Genomic DNA, 15,622 nt, shown 5'->3' with positions numbered 1-15,622 from the left:
ACTTGAATCACACGTTAGCGGGAATCTGCGAGGAACTCGCGCCCCGTCGCTATCGGCCCCATGGTATTCATGACGGCGACGAGTTTATTGGCATAGTGAGGGTCCGTCGCATAACCGCCCCGCTGTAGTTCATGAGCGGCTTGATGCGCGTCAGCGGCCTGCACTACGCCCGCGTAGCGCGGATTGTTGCCGATCAAATTGGCATAGTCGGTAAACGCATGCTCAAACGAGTCATAGACGCGGAAAGAGTCCACGATCTGGGTTCGACGGCCATCAATATACTCATGGGTGACGATATCGGTCGTCTTACCCTGCCAGTGACTGCCCGCCTTAATACCAAACAAGTTGTGGCTATTGCCGCCGTGTTGCGTGGCAATTTCATGGCGTCCCCAGCCTGTTTCTAACGCTGCTTGTGCCAAAATAAGCTCAGCTGGCACACCGGTGGCATCACTAGCTGCCTGGGCAGGGGCCGCTAACGTCGTTAAGAAGCGCTGAACGTGATCGGGTGCATGGCCGAAACCGGCAGGTGCCGCGGCGGAAGTGGCTGATGAGGTAACGGTCGACGCCGTGCTGGTATTGCTTGTCTCAGCGGCTGACGGTTGGCTAATCGCGTCTAGTTCAGCTAAGAACCGCCCACTACCCGATGCGGGCGCATAACCACCGCGATTCGGCTGCAGTGGCTCATCCAACACCCTCGGGGTGCCGCGCGGTATACCCGCGATCAGCGCTTGCAGTTCTTGGTCAGCGCTATCTGACTTATGATTGACCGCCCCTTGGCGCTGCAGCTGTTCCACCAACATATCCGCCAATCCCATGCCTTTAGACGAGATCACTTGCGACCACTGCTGATCCAGCATCTGCTGGTAAGTATCCGTTGTCGAACTGCTCAACAGACCAGAAGAAGGGGTAGCATCACGCATGCTTTTCATCATCATCTGCACAAACAGGGCTTCAAACTGCTGGGCAGCGCCGTGTACACCGGCATCAGGATCCACTCGGGCGTTGTGCTGCAGGCGCTGAAAGCCGTTCATGTCCAGCGCGAATTGGCTGGTCATATCGCCAATGCTCATTTAAATAACCTCAAGCTCTGCGCGAAGCGATCCAGAAGCCTTCAACGCTTCAAGAATCGACATTAAGTCTTGGGGAGTGGCTCCCAATGCATTGAGTGCATTGACCACTTCATTCAATTGGGCACCTTCTACGATTTGCAGAAACGCTTCCTGCTGCTCAATTTCAATATCCGTATTGGGCACAACCACCGTTTCGCCTTCACCAAAGGGGGCTGGCTGGCTAACCCCAAATTGGGTATCAATCATGATAGAGAGGTTGCCGTGGGCAACGGCTGCTTGGCGTAGAGTGACAGCGCTATTCATGACGACGGACCCCGTCCGCGCATTGAGTACGACCCGCGCGGGCGCTTCCATGGGTGTCACCTGCACATTTTCTACACGTGCCATAAAGTTAACCTGGGCGTTTTCATCCATCGGGCCATCAAGTGCGATCACCCGCCCATTGCGCGCATACGCTACCGACTGGCCAAATTCGTTATTAATGGCCGTTACCATGCGTTGTACCGTGCCGAAATCTGACTCATTAAGCTGTAGCTCTAAGCGTCCGCCGTTACCGCCAAGATTTAGCGGCACTTCCCGCTCAACCAACGCCCCATTAGGAATGCGCCCGGATGCTTGTTGATTGATCTGAACACTGCTGCCACCTGATTGAGCACCTGCGCCACCCACTAGCATATTGCCCTGGGCAATGGCATAGGTATCACCATCGGCACCTTTCAGTGGGGTCATTAACAGCGTTCCACCGCGTAAGCTGCGGGCATTAGCAATCGAAGACACCACGATATCCAAGCGCTGACCTGGGCGTGAGAACGGTGGTAAGTCAGCGGTGACCATGACCGCAGCAACGTTGCGCAGCTGTAAGTTAGTACCAGCCGGCACCGTAACGCCTAACTGAGAAAGCATGTTCGTCAAGCTTTGGCTGGTAAACGGCGCCTGGGTGGTCTGGTCGCCGGTACTATCCAGCCCCACGACCAAACCGTAGCCAACCAACTGGTTATCGCGCACCCCGGCAAAGCTTGATAGTTCACGCACCCGTTCCGCTGCGGCTGGCATCGCCAATACACAACTAACGGCAAAGAGTGCCGTCAACATAGCGACACAACGTAGCCAGTGCTTAACACCACGATAACGGTTTAACTGCATAGCCATGATAGGTCTCTGTTAGCGGGCCGAGTAACTGGCTTAAAACGGCGATACATTTAAGAAAAAGCGCTGTAACCAGCCCATGTGCTGCGCTTCATTGATATAGCCATCGCCGACATACTCAATTCTTGCATCTGCCACTTGGGTTGAAGGCACGGTGTTTTGCGCAGTAATTGTGCGTGGGTTAACCACCCCAGAAAAACGAATGAATTCTGTTCCCTGGTTAATCGCGATCTGCTTTTCGCCGCGTACCCGCAAGTTGCCGTTATTCATCACTTCTAATACCGATACGGTGATGGTACCCGTGAAGGTATTATTGGCCTGGGAGCCGCCGCCACCCGCAAAGTCACTCTCCCCCGACACATCGAAACCATACTCGGCCAATGTATCCAGCACGTCAGGCAGCTGCGCAAGCTCTAGGCTGGCACTCCCCGAACGATCTGCATTGGATCGGGCATTTTTGCTAGCACTCACCTCTTCATCGAGCACAATGGTCAAAATATCGCCAATAGAACGCGGACGGCGATCTTCAAACAGCGGCTGATAACCACGGCGCGCTTGATAAATGGAGCCATTAGCGATCGGCGGCGGCCGATCCACAATGTTAATCTGCTCTTGTTCACCGACCACCGAGGCCCGCGGAATTTGCGCGCAACCCGCCGCAAATAAAATAAACAGCGCAAGGCCAACTAACAAAAAACGACGTGAAGCAGCGTGTAAATCCAACATAATGCGACCTGTTAGTAAGCCCTGTTTAGTAAGCCCTATTCATCAATACCGTTAGAGCTGGCTCAAGCGCGCTAACATTTCGTCGCTGGTCGATACCGCCTTACTATTAATTTCGTAGGCGCGTTGGGTTTGGATCATATTGACCATCTCCTCAACCACATTCACGTTTGAGGTTTCTACATAGCCTTGGAATAACCTGCCTGCACCATTATTACCGGGAACATTTTGGTTGGGCGCACCAGAAGCACCTGTTTCCAAGTACAAGTTACCGCCAACGCTCTCCAGGCCTGCTGGATTAATAAACGACGCTACGTTGATCTGGCCAATATCAGCATCTTGGGCGATACCAGGTTGGCGCACACTGACCGTACCATCTTCACCAATCGTGACCGACAAGGCGTTAGCAGGAACAAAAATAGCCGGCTCTAATGGATAACCATTAGCGGTCACCATTTGGCCATTTTCATTGAGCTGAAAACTGCCGTCGCGGGTGTAGCCAACGGTGCCATCAGGCAGTAACACTTGAAAAAAGCCTTCTCCATTGATCGCCAGATCGCGGGAGTTACTGGTTTCTTCGAGGCCACCTTGGGTATGCAGACGCTCAGTCGCTACCGCACGCACACCGGTACCTATTTGCATACCAGAAGGCAGGCGATCCTGAATATTATTTTGCGCACCGGGCTGGCGCATATTTTGATAGAGCAGATCTTCAAACACAGGGCGGGAACGTTTAAACCCGTTTGTGCTTACGTTCGCTAGGTTATTGGAAATAACGTCTAGCTTGGTTTGCTGAGACTCCAGTCCCGTTTTGGCTGTCCACAAGGACTTAATCATAAGCGTGTTCCCTTGGCTGAGAGGCTGCTATCAGCCCTGAATAGATAAAATGCTGTTAGCACGCTGAGCGTTCTCATCCGCCGTGCTGAGCATTTTCATTTGCATGTCGTAACGGCGGGCAACATCAATCATAGACACCATGGCATCTACAGCGCTGACGTTACTGCCCTCTAGGGCACCACTGACAATTCGGGCATCCTCATCACCTGGAAGCACAGCGGCAACGCCTTCCTCATTCAATGGACCACGAAACAGCCCGTCTTCACCGCGCGTTAATGCCTGCTCATCGGGCGTGACAAGCTTGATGCGGCCGACATCGACCAGTGCTGCCGGCCCCTCACCTTGGGGAATAGCGCTGATAGTGCCGTCCGCACCAATGGATACTTGCGCACCTTGCGGCAAGGCAATGGGGCCACCTTCCCCCATTACCGGACGCCCAACACTAAGCAGTACGCCATCACTGTCCAGCTGCAGATCGCCTCGCCGGGTGTACGCCTCAGTGCCGTCCTCGCCTAGCACCGCCATCCAGGCATCATCCTGCATAGCGATATCGAGGGTTCGACCCGTGCGTTCAGTAGGGCCCTGCGAAAAATCGGTGCCAGGGGTGGTCGTCACCGCCGAGACCCGCGTGTCGAGTAGCCCAGCGCCCTCTACCGGGACTGAACGCGCAGCTTGCAACTGAGCGCGAAAGCCTGCAGTAGACACATTCGACAGGTTATTGCTTATCACTGCCTGCTGGTCCATCGTGTGTTTGGCGCCGCTCATGGCGGTGTATAGCATACGATCCACAACTGACTCCTTAGTGCAGCATCACGTCATTATCAAAGCTGATTACAGGTTAATAATGGTCTGCAGGAGCTCGTCCTGGGTGCTGATGGTGTTGGAGTTAGCCTGGTAAGAGCGCTGCGCCACAATGGTATCTACCAGCTCACTGGCTAAGTCGACGTTAGACGCTTCTACCGCTTCTGCTTGGATCTGCCCCAGACGACCAGTACCCGGCGCCCCTAGATTTTCCAAACCAGAGGTGTTCGTCGCCGCCCACAAGTTGTTGCCCAGCGGCTGAAGACCCTCTTCATTACGGAAGCTGGCTAGCGCAATCTGGCCCGCAGCACGGGTTTCACCATTGGTAAAGTTACGCTGGATAACGCCTGTTTCGGTGACGGTAATACCGGCCAGTGCACCAGAGGTGAAGCCATCCTGGTTCAGCTCTTTTTGCAGTGAATCAGCGGCGAATTGGGTAGTACCATCAAACTTAAACTCTAAAGTAAGATCTTCAGCATCTACGCCGCCGGGGATGCCAGCAATACTGACGCGCGTTTCGCCAGTGTCGTCATCTGGTGTTACAACTGCACCTCCTGCTGGGTTAGCACTCTCCCCAATACCCGTAACAACGCCATCCGCATTAGTTCGCAATCTACCGCTTTGGGTAAAGTCCAACGTGAATGCGCCTCGGTATACCCCGTCGGTTACAGCCACTACATTCCATTGGTTACTATTCTCACCGACCCTTTCAAAATAAGTGGCAACGTTTATCGCGTTACCCAAGGAATCATAGGCCGTAAAGTTATTGGAAAAATGATAGTTGACGTCAACTTCTGCTTCCGTTGCTTCATCATTCTCTTTAACTTCAAGCGTATTTAAGTCTTGGCCATTTACTGCCCTGGCATCCAGGTTTAATAGCGCATTTACTTCGGTGGTCGCTTTAGCCGGAATATCATCAACGGGCACATTTAATGCCTGCGGAGCGCCGCCCACCAACACGTTTGAGAAAGGGAAGGCCTGTTGTTCGGGTGTGTCTGCCACCACACCGCGATCCATGCCGTAACCCATTAAACGGTCACCCTGGGCATTAACAATATCGCCGGCGGCGGTAATGCCGAACTCACCGTTACGCGAATAACCGACTTCACCGGTTGGGCGCTCTAGGCGGTAAAAGCCTTCACCGGAAATCGCTAAATCCAGGTTACGCCCCGTGCTCTCGATACTGCCCTGGGTGAAGTTCTGGCGCACATCTGATACCTGCACACCAATGCCCCGCGAGGCCGCAAACACATCAGAGAACAGCACGTCAGAGCGCTTGTAGCCAACGGTTTGCGAGTTAGCGATGTTGTTACCCGCAGAGTTTAACTTTTCTGATTGTGCGTTAAGACCAGCTACTGCCGTTGTAAATGACATAATACGTTCCTCATCAAAACGTCTTTTTAGTTAAGACGTTCTTGCTGTAAAAATGTTGTTTTACTTACACGTTGCTTAAAGAATCTGTTTGACTTGATTCAACTGAACCTGTCCGTAAACAGCCCCTAAATCCAGCTGAATATTTCCGCTACCATCATTAGGAGTCACACTATTAACAACCGCATAGTTCAATGCGGTTGAATCTAGTGTTTCACCCTCAGTATCTTTAGCCTCTAGCTGAACTGTATAACGACCACTGGCAGCGGCTTCGCCCTGTTCGTTTTTACCGTCCCACTGGAAAGACTGCACACCAGCCTCTACCGCACCCAAGTTATAGCGCCTGATCACCTCGCCACCTTGGCCAACAATCACTGCGGTAAGCTGGTCGGCGGGTTTAGCAAGCTCGATACCAAAGGGTGTCGTATAGGGTTTTCCTTCACTATCTTGCTCTAGCATGACCTTGTTGCCAGGCACCATCACGCCTTGGCCAATCAAGCCACTTGCTTGCAGTGCTTGGTTGGCATCCATTTGGCTAGTAATGCTTTGCAAAGTGGTGTTCAGCTGCTCAATCCCACTTACCGTATTAATTTGTGCAATCTGGGAGGTCATTTCCGCATTTTCCATCGGATTCAGCGGATCTTGATTCTGTAGCTGAGTAATCAGTAGCGTTAGAAAGCTGCTGCGCAACTCATCTGATGCGCTCTGCTTTAACTGGGAACCACTGCCGCCGCCATTAATCGCCGAAAGTGTTGCCGGGTCGATTGTGCTCATAATTAACCCTCACCCAGTGATAGCGTCTGCACCATCATCTGCTTCGTTGTATTGAATACTTCTACGTTGGCCTGATAGGAACGCGACGCCGAGATCATGTTGACCATTTCATGCACAGGTTCAACATTGGGCTTGGCGACATAGCCGTCTTCATCCGCAGCAGGATGGCTGGGCATATATTCCAGGCGTAGCGGAGCGTCGTCTTCAACGACATCGGTGACACGTACGCCACCGACGCCATATCGATTATTGTGCGCTTGGGTTTCAAATATCACTTGTTTGGCCCGATAGGTCTCGCCATCAGGGCCTGCAATGCTGTCGGCATTGGCCATATTGCTAGCGGTAACATTCATACGCTGCGCCTGGGCGCTCATAGCAGAACTAGCAATATCAAAGGCTGAAAACATCGACATAGATTACTTTCTCCTACCGCTCGGTTATTCCGGCTGCATCGCGTTTTTCAGGCCCTGAATTCGGCGATTCATGATGGTTAGTGCGGCTTGGTAACGAACAGCATTGTCTGCAAACTGTGTCCGCTCACGATCCATATCGACCGTATTGCCATCCAAGCTGGGCTGATCGGGAATGCGATAAAGCAGCTCTGCACTGCCTACACCACGCCATGCAGGGCCTTCACCTTGCAGATGACGTTCTGAGGTTCGTGCGAGCGGCAGCGCGCCATTTTGCTGCTGCTGTGACTGACTGCCCGCAACCGCTTTCTTAAGCTCACTGGCAAAGTCGAGATCGCGCGCTTTATAGTTAGGCGTATCGGCATTGGCAATATTGGCTGCTAGCACGTCGTGACGCGCTTGACGCAAGCCCAGTGCCTGCTGGTGATAGTTAAAGGCAGATTCAAGCTGGTCAATCATGCCAACCCTCGTTCGCTGAGAAGCAAATTAAAACGGATATTATTGATGATGAATAATAGGCTTCGCATCGTCAGCCTAAAGCATGGAACAGCTGCCGTTTACACCAGCATTTCATATGATGCACAGGGTACTTTTGCACTACACTGCACGGTTGATGATTACCATCTGCCTCCCTTCGATTGAGCGACTTTCCCATGCCACACCCACTGCGCCCAACGCGATACTATCTGGCGACTATTAAGCAAATACTTTGCCTATCACTGCTCAGCCTTGGCTTTTCATTTAACGCGCATGCCAATAACCAACGGTTGATGGATACCGTTCAACAGTTCCTCTATCAAGAATCTCAATCGCTTGGCCAGGAAGTGATGATTGATATCTCACCTCCTTCTGCACATTTACCTGAGTGCATTGAACCCGAACCCTTTTTCCCAAATGCTAATCAATCCCCTATCGGGCGCATTTCGGTCGGCGTGCGCTGTGGCGAAAATCGTCGTCAAGTGCGGTATATCCAGGCGCAAATTGATATCATTGGTAGTTACGCCGTGGCTGGGCAGGATATTGATAGGGGCACGCTCATCACGAGCGATATGCTGACATCACGCGAAGGCAATCTTGGGGATCTAGCCGCCCAAGCACTTACCGACCAAGACGACATTATCGGTATGGTCGCGCAGCGGCCTATTCGAAGCGGCAGTACTTTCCAGTCCCACTATCTTCAAGCGCCTCAAGTGGTGAAACGAGGGCAGCGCGTCACTATCATAGCAGAAGGCGCTGGTTTCCGAGTGTCACGCGACGGAGAGGCCTTGTCTGATGGTGCACAAGGCGAGCGTATTCGTGTGCGCTTTGATACGCGGGAGTTAGTCACCGCACGCGTCATTGGCCAAGGAACATTGGTGATAGATTTTTAATCTAATGCCTAAAGTCCTTACTACCCAGGCCGATAGTAGATAATACAGCGCATGCCGCACCAACGTTGACGATGAGGCAAACAACGTGAAAATCGATAATATCAATCCGTTGCTACGTTCTAATCAGGCGCAGCAGCGTGATGAAGCACAGAAAATAGCGGGCAATAAGCCAGCCGAAGCAGACAGCGCGACACGCTCAGCAACGCAACTTAGCCAAACGCATACGGATAGCTCACACGATATCGATACGGCAAAAGTTGAAGAAATTCGCGAAGCTATTCGTGAAGGGAAGCTAGAGATTCGCGCGGATCGCATTGCTGACGGCTTAATTGCTAATTTAAAAGATTTATAAGCGAACGATTATGGGTCTTTCACGACTGCTCTCAGATCAATTACAACGCCTTGATGAATTAGTGCTGCTGCTCTCAGATGAACAAGCACAGCTTACTAAAGGCAGCATTGACGGAGATGCGCTCTCTGCTATAGCCCTGAAAAAACAGGCGCTGTTAGTTGAGCTGGAACGCATAGAACAATTGCGCCGAAACGTGCAGGCAAAGCTTGGCTATGCAGACGGTGCGCTTGGCGCCAAGCAAGCAGCTAACGATGCAGGATGTTTAATTACCTGGGAAAGCTTGCTCGAAAAAAGCGAGCGTGTATCACGCATGAACGAATTATCCGGGCAAATGCTATCGCTTAGAATGAAGCATAATCAGGAAATGCTGGATTACATCCGCCAAATTGCTGAAAAAACCCTCTACAAACCAAATGGGCGCAATAATGCCCAACCAGGCCGCTTTAACGCGTCTGCCTAGCACTTCTTGCCCAGTACTTCTTGACCAGCACTTCCACACAGCCATAGACAAAAACTGTACAAGCAGCTTCAATGTGAATATTAATGTTCATAAGTGGAGCCGAACGGATGCTTGCCCATCTTCCAGATAACTTCACCGCTGTCATCACCGGTGCCAATGGCGGCATAGGTAACGCTATTATTAAGCAGCTGCTTGCCGATACCCATGTGGGTAATGTCGTTGCCGTAAGTCGTTCACCTCTTGCCTCTCAAGATCCATCTTTTCAAGACGCATCCGTTGAGACGGTAAACGCCGATATCACTACACAATCAGGGCGTGAAGCTCTTCGCCAACAGTTAAACGGACGCCCGGTACATCTGTTGTTCAATGCGATTGGCACGCTGCATGATGACTCGCGTAATGTGCAGCCTGAAAAACGCCTAGAGCAGTTAGATGAAGCATCATTCGCCCATGTTATGCATGTTAATGCCGCCACGCCTGCTCTACTGATTGCCGCACTTAAGCCATCGCTGCAAGGCAAACATCCGGCTATCATCGCCAGCTTGTCGGCGCGCGTTGGATCCATTGGCGATAACGGGCATGGCGGCTGGTACAGCTATCGGGCTAGTAAAGCAGCGCACAACATGCTGATGAAGACACTTTCCATCGAACTAACGCGGCTTAATAAACAATCTATTGTGCTGTGCCTACACCCTGGCACCACCGATACATCGCTTTCGAAGCCTTTCCAAGCCAGCGTTCCCAGCGAAAAGCTATTTACACCTGATTTCGTCGCTAAACAGCTATTGGAAGTAATGTCTAAACGCACCCCCGAAGATACTGGCAGCTTCTGGGATTGGGCTGGCAAGCCTATCGAATGGTAAATGCCAGGCAAAAAAAAATCCCCCAAGGCGTAAGCCCTGGGGGATTTTTTCTTAATAAGTGCCTGACGATGACCTACTCTCGCATGGGGAGACCCCACACTACCATCGGCGCTAAGCGGTTTCACTTCTGAGTTCGGCATGGGATCAGGTGGTTCACGCGTGCTATGGTCGTCAGGCGTAACTTGTAATGCATATCATGCTGATGTGTTTTGTGGCGTCTCTCGTCTCCTGTCACCGACAGGAAGCGCGTATCCGGTTTTCGTTATCACTGCGACCAGACCCCTTGGGTGTTATAGGGTCAAGCCTCACGGGCCATTAGTACACGTTAGCTCAACGCCTTGCAGCGCTTCCACACCGTGCCTATCAACCAGCTGGTCTCGCTGGGCCCTTCAGGAGGCTCTAGGCCTCAGGGATGTCTCATCTTGAAGGGGGCTTCCCGCTTAGATGCTTTCAGCGGTTATCCCGTCCGCACATAGCTACCCGGCAATGCCACTGGCGTGACAACCGGAACACCAGAGGTGCGTCCACTCCGGTCCTCTCGTACTAGGAGCAGCCCTTCTCAAACATCCAACGCCCACGGCAGATAGGGACCGAACTGTCTCACGACGTTCTAAACCCAGCTCGCGTACCACTTTAAATGGCGAACAGCCATACCCTTGGGACCGACTTCAGCCCCAGGATGTGATGAGCCGACATCGAGGTGCCAAACACCGCCGTCGATGTGAACTCTTGGGCGGTATCAGCCTGTTATCCCCGGAGTACCTTTTATCCGTTGAGCGATGGCCCTTCCATACAGAACCACCGGATCACTAGAACCTGCTTTCGCACCTGCTCGACGTGTCTGTCTCGCAGTCAAGCACCCTTATGCTCTTGCACTCACTGCACGATGTCCGACCGTGCTGAGGGTACCTTCGTGCTCCTCCGTTACTCTTTGGGAGGAGACCGCCCCAGTCAAACTACCCACCACACACTGTCCTCGATCCGGATAACGGACCTGAGTGAGAACGCCAATGATGCCAGGCTGGTATTTCAAGGTTGGCTCCCCTCGAACTGGCGTCCGAGATTCAAAGCCTCCCAGCTATCCTACACAGGCAACATCAGCGTCCAGTGTGAAGCTATAGTAAAGGTTCACGGGGTCTTTCCGTCTAGCCGCGGGTACACCGCATCTTCACGGCGATTTCAATTTCACTGAGTCTCGGGTGGAGACAGCGTGGCCATCATTACGCCATTCGTGCAGGTCGGAACTTACCCGACAAGGAATTTCGCTACCTTAGGACCGTTATAGTTACGGCCGCCGTTTACCGGGGCTTCAATCAAGAGCTTCGGACGAATCCTAACACCATCATTTAACCTTCCGGCACCGGGCAGGCGTCACACCCTATACGTCCGCTTGCGCGTTAGCAGAGTGCTGTGTTTTTACTAAACAGTTGCAGCCACCTGGTATCTTCGACCGGTTCGGGCTTAGAGAGCAAGTCTCGTCACCCTACGCCGGCGTGCCTTCTCCCGAAGTTACGGCACCATTTTGCCTAGTTCCTTCACCCGAGTTCTCTCAAGCGCCTTGGGATTCTCACCCTGACCACCTGTGTCGGTTTGGGGTACGGTCGCACATGATCTGAAGCTTAGAGGCTTTTCCTGGAAGCGTGGCATCAATGACTTCCTGACCGTAGTCAGTTCGTTTCGTGTCTCGGCCTTAAAGGGTCCCGGATTTACCTAAGACCCAAGCCTACTCACTTTCACCAGGACAACCAACGCCTGGCTCACCTAGCCTTCTCCGTCCCCCCATCGCAATCATGTCCGGTACAGGAATATTGACCTGTTTCCCATCGACTACGCCTTTCGGCCTCGCCTTAGGGGCCGACTCACTCTGCTCCGATTAGCGTCGAACAGAAACCCTTGGTCTTCCGGCGAGGGAGTTTTTCACTCCCTTTATCGTTACTCATGTCAGCATTCGCACTCGTGATACCTCCAGCAGACTTCTCAATCCACCTTCATTGGCTTACACGACGCTCCTCTACCGCTCACACATAGTGTGAACCCGTAGCTTCGGTACCTGGTTTAGCCCCGTTACATCTTCCGCGCAGGCCGACTCGACTAGTGAGCTATTACGCTTTCTTTAAAGGATGGCTGCTTCTAAGCCAACCTCCTAGCTGTCTGAGCCTTCCCACATCGTTTCCCACTTAACCAGGATTTCGGGACCTTAGCTGACGGTCTGGGTTGTTTCCCTTTTCACGACGGACGTTAGCACCCGCCGTGTGTCTCCCACGCTTGCACTCACCGGTATTCGGAGTTTGCCTCGGGTTGGTAAGTCGGGATGACCCCCTAGCCGAAACAGTGCTCTACCCCCGGCGGTGATACGTGAGGCGCTACCTAAATAGCTTTCGAGGAGAACCAGCTATCTCCGAGCTTGATTAGCCTTTCACTCCGATCCACAAGTCATCCAAATCTTTTTCAACAGATCCTGGTTCGGTCCTCCAATTGATGTTACTCAATCTTCAACCTGCTCATGGATAGATCGCTCGGTTTCGGGTCTATATCCAGCGACTGTGTCGCCCAGTTAAGACTCGGTTTCCCTACGGCTCCCCTAAACGGTTAACCTCGCCACTGAATATAAGTCGCTGACCCATTATACAAAAGGTACGCAGTCACAGAACAAGTCTGCTCCTACTGCTTGTACGCACACGGTTTCAGGATCTATTTCACTCCCCTCTCCGGGGTTCTTTTCGCCTTTCCCTCACGGTACTGGTTCACTATCGGTCAGCCAGGAGTATTTAGCCTTGGAGGATGGTCCCCCCGTCTTCAGTCAAGGTTTCTCGTGCCCCGACCTACTCGATTTCACATGATCAGATTTTCGACTACGGGGCTATCACCCACTATGGCCGCGCTTCCCAGCGCATTCGCCTAATCAGTCACATGCTTAAGGGCTGGTCCCCGTTCGCTCGCCGCTACTAGGGGAATCTCGGTTGATTTCTTTTCCTCAGGGTACTTAGATGTTTCAGTTCCCCTGGTTCGCCTCTTACGCCTATATATTCAGCGCAAGATACTCATCTTATGATGAGTGGGTTTCCCCATTCAGAGATGCCCGGGTCACAGGTTGTTTGCCACCTCGCCGAGCCTTATCGCAGGCTTCCACGTCTTTCATCGCCTCTGGCTGCCTAGGCATCCACCGTGTGCGCTTCATTGCTTGACCCTATAACCCGAAGGAGTCTGGTATCTCGCAATGATAACGATTGCCGGATACGCTTGAGACGTATCACAAAACAATTACGTATAAACGTTTTAAAACGTTTATGTCAGCATGATATACATTGTTAAAGAGCGACTGCTATGCGCAGTGATAAGCGAGTGCTTTTCACATTAAAAGGAAAAGAGAGGTCTTTTAAATAAGATCTTAAAAAAGGTCTTTTCTCTTCTTTCAACATGAAGAAAACGCTTATCACTGCGTATCAACAGCATTCTGATCAGGTAATTCATTGTGAGCGCTTACCGCGAGGAGTGATGCATCGTTTAAGGAGGTGATCCAGCCGCAGGTTCCCCTACGGCTACCTTGTTACGACTTCACCCCAGTCATGAACCACACCGTGGTGATCGCTTTCCCGAAGGTTAAGCTAACCACTTCTGGTGCAGTCCACTCCCATGGTGTGACGGGCGGTGTGTACAAGGCCCGGGAACGTATTCACCGTGACATTCTGATTCACGATTACTAGCGATTCCGACTTCACGGAGTCGAGTTGCAGACTCCGATCCGGACTGAGACCGGCTTTTCGGGATTAGCTGACTCTCGCGAGCTCGCAACCCTTTGTACCGGCCATTGTAGCACGTGTGTAGCCCTACTCGTAAGGGCCATGATGACTTGACGTCGTCCCCACCTTCCTCCGGTTTGTCACCGGCAGTCTCCTTAGAGTTCCCGGCATTACCCGCTGGCAAATAAGGACAAGGGTTGCGCTCGTTACGGGACTTAACCCAACATTTCACAACACGAGCTGACGACAGCCATGCAGCACCTGTCTCTGCGTTCCCGAAGGCACCAAGTGATCTCTCACAAGTTCGCAGGATGTCAAGAGTAGGTAAGGTTCTTCGCGTTGCATCGAATTAAACCACATGCTCCACCGCTTGTGCGGGCCCCCGTCAATTCATTTGAGTTTTAACCTTGCGGCCGTACTCCCCAGGCGGTCGACTTATCGCGTTAACTTCGCCACAAAGTGCGCTAGGCACCCAACGGCTGGTCGACATCGTTTACGGCGTGGACTACCAGGGTATCTAATCCTGTTTGCTACCCACGCTTTCGCACCTCAGTGTCAGTGTCAGTCCAGAAGGCCGCCTTCGCCACTGGTATTCCTCCCGATCTCTACGCATTTCACCGCTACACCGGGAATTCTACCTTCCTCTCCTGCACTCTAGCTTGACAGTTCCGGATGCCGTTCCCAGGTTGAGCCCGGGGCTTTCACAACCGGCTTATCAAGCCACCTACGCGCGCTTTACGCCCAGTAATTCCGATTAACGCTTGCACCCTCCGTATTACCGCGGCTGCTGGCACGGAGTTAGCCGGTGCTTCTTCTGCGAGTGATGTCTTTCCTAATGGGTATTAACCACTAGGCGTTCTTCCTCGCTGAAAGTGCTTTACAACCCGAGGGCCTTCTTCACACACGCGGCATGGCTGGATCAGGCTTTCGCCCATTGTCCAATATTCCCCACTGCTGCCTCCCGTAGGAGTTCGGGCCGTGTCTCAGTCCCGATGTGGCTGATCATCCTCTCAGACCAGCTACGGATCGTTGCCTTGGTGAGCCATTACCTCACCAACTAGCTAATCCGACATAGGCTCATCCAATAGCGGGAGCCGGAGCCCCCTTTCTCCCGTAGGACGTATGCGGTATTAGCCTGGGTTTCCCCAGGTTATCCCCCACTATCGGGCAGATTCCTATGCATTACTCACCCGTCCGCCGCTCGTCAGCGGGTAGCAAGCTACCCCTGTTACCGCTCGACTTGCATGTGTTAGGCCTGCCGCCAGCGTTCAATCTGAGCCATGATCAAACTCTTCAGTTTAAAATCATTGTGATGCTTACTCGTCACCCGAAGGTAACAAAAGCGCATCAAACTTGGCTCAAGGTTCAAACGAATTCATTCAAACTTTCGTTCTCATGACCGCTTGCCTTGATATTTGGTGATTTATCACCCTCATCGGCAAGCGCCCACATGAATTACCTGATCAAATTGTTAAAGAGCTGTTTTCGCTGCTGAACTTCCGAAGAAGTGACTGGCTAGCCGATGAACTGGCTTGCCTCAGCGAGGAAGGCGTATTCTACGCATTTCCTGGTGTTTGTCAATCACTGTTTTGAGTGAGTGAAGCGAGTGAGCGAAGAAAGCGTGATAACGATGCTTTCTGGCGTGGCTCGTTTCAAAAAGGGTTGGAAGACATCGCAACGCATTGTTGCCGAGTTCTTCTAACTC

At 52.3% G+C, this 15,622-nt stretch carries 13 protein-coding genes and 3 rRNA genes; 4 read left to right on the top strand and 12 right to left on the bottom strand.

The window, feature by feature from the left end; translation table 11 throughout:
* Positions 1–14: 14 nt before the first annotated feature.
* The 9 genes from flgJ to flgB form a co-directional block, all read right to left on the bottom strand.
* Positions 15–1,070 carry a flagellar assembly peptidoglycan hydrolase FlgJ gene (gene flgJ / locus NDQ72_00420; GenBank protein WKD28445.1) on the bottom strand — a complete coding sequence of 352 codons (1,056 nt, stop codon included), beginning with the start codon at positions 1,068–1,070 and terminating at the stop codon, positions 15–17.
* On the bottom strand, positions 1,071–2,162 hold the full coding sequence (locus NDQ72_00415; GenBank protein WKD30320.1) for a flagellar basal body P-ring protein FlgI: 1,092 nt from the start codon (positions 2,160–2,162) through the stop codon (positions 1,071–1,073).
* Positions 2,163–2,252: 90 nt separating this feature from the next.
* Positions 2,253–2,942 (bottom strand): flagellar basal body L-ring protein FlgH, encoded by a 690-nt coding sequence (locus NDQ72_00410; protein WKD28444.1) that lies wholly within the window; start codon positions 2,940–2,942, stop codon positions 2,253–2,255.
* Positions 2,943–2,993: 51 nt separating this feature from the next.
* Complete coding sequence (flgG, locus tag NDQ72_00405) at positions 2,994–3,776, bottom strand: flagellar basal-body rod protein FlgG (protein ID WKD28443.1); 783 nt, start codon at positions 3,774–3,776, stop codon at positions 2,994–2,996.
* A gap of 30 nt (positions 3,777–3,806) precedes the next feature.
* Positions 3,807–4,565, bottom strand: a complete 759-nt coding sequence (locus NDQ72_00400; GenBank protein ID WKD28442.1) for a flagellar basal body rod protein FlgF — start codon at positions 4,563–4,565, stop codon at positions 3,807–3,809.
* Between the two features lie 42 nt (positions 4,566–4,607).
* Positions 4,608–5,951, bottom strand: coding sequence for a flagellar hook protein FlgE (locus tag NDQ72_00395; GenBank protein ID WKD28441.1), 1,344 nt, complete (start codon positions 5,949–5,951; stop codon positions 4,608–4,610).
* Between the two features lie 75 nt (positions 5,952–6,026).
* Positions 6,027–6,722, bottom strand: a complete 696-nt coding sequence (locus NDQ72_00390) for a flagellar hook assembly protein FlgD (protein WKD28440.1) — start codon at positions 6,720–6,722, stop codon at positions 6,027–6,029.
* A 2-nt stretch (positions 6,723–6,724) separates the two neighbouring features.
* On the bottom strand, positions 6,725–7,135 hold the full coding sequence (gene flgC / locus NDQ72_00385) for a flagellar basal body rod protein FlgC (GenBank protein WKD28439.1): 411 nt from the start codon (positions 7,133–7,135) through the stop codon (positions 6,725–6,727).
* Positions 7,136–7,159: 24 nt separating this feature from the next.
* A complete protein-coding gene (flgB, locus tag NDQ72_00380; GenBank protein WKD28438.1) occupies positions 7,160–7,591 on the bottom strand; it encodes a flagellar basal body rod protein FlgB in 432 nt (143 codons plus the stop codon).
* 194 nt (positions 7,592–7,785) lie between these two features.
* Between flgB and flgA the strand changes: the two genes are divergently transcribed.
* From flgA to NDQ72_00360, 4 genes are all read left to right on the top strand, one after another.
* Positions 7,786–8,502: a flagellar basal body P-ring formation protein FlgA gene (gene flgA / locus NDQ72_00375; GenBank protein ID WKD28437.1), complete on the top strand. Its 717-nt coding sequence runs from the start codon at positions 7,786–7,788 to the stop codon at positions 8,500–8,502.
* Between the two features lie 85 nt (positions 8,503–8,587).
* Entirely contained in the window at positions 8,588–8,854 is a 267-nt protein-coding gene (gene flgM, locus NDQ72_00370) for a flagellar biosynthesis anti-sigma factor FlgM (GenBank protein ID WKD28436.1), read from the top strand.
* Between the two features lie 10 nt (positions 8,855–8,864).
* Positions 8,865–9,314: a flagellar export chaperone FlgN gene (gene flgN, locus NDQ72_00365; protein ID WKD28435.1), complete on the top strand. Its 450-nt coding sequence runs from the start codon at positions 8,865–8,867 to the stop codon at positions 9,312–9,314.
* A gap of 107 nt (positions 9,315–9,421) precedes the next feature.
* Complete coding sequence (locus tag NDQ72_00360; protein WKD28434.1) at positions 9,422–10,177, top strand: SDR family NAD(P)-dependent oxidoreductase; 756 nt, start codon at positions 9,422–9,424, stop codon at positions 10,175–10,177.
* A gap of 60 nt (positions 10,178–10,237) precedes the next feature.
* Here the strand turns inward: NDQ72_00360 and rrf are convergent.
* The 3 genes from rrf to NDQ72_00345 form a co-directional block, all read right to left on the bottom strand.
* Positions 10,238–10,353 (bottom strand): 5S ribosomal RNA (rrf, locus tag NDQ72_00355).
* Positions 10,354–10,471: 118 nt separating this feature from the next.
* A 23S ribosomal RNA gene (locus tag NDQ72_00350) occupies positions 10,472–13,364 on the bottom strand.
* A gap of 318 nt (positions 13,365–13,682) precedes the next feature.
* Positions 13,683–15,217, bottom strand: a 16S ribosomal RNA gene (locus NDQ72_00345).
* The 16S, 23S and 5S rRNA genes sit together here, the layout of an rRNA operon.
* Between the last annotated feature and the right edge of the window lie 405 nt (positions 15,218–15,622).

Source organism: Halomonas sp. KG2 (assembly GCA_030440445.1).
Taxonomy (GTDB): domain Bacteria; phylum Pseudomonadota; class Gammaproteobacteria; order Pseudomonadales; family Halomonadaceae; genus Vreelandella.
Note: the sequence above shows the minus strand (reverse complement) of the source record. Positions and strands in the feature narration are given on the sequence as shown.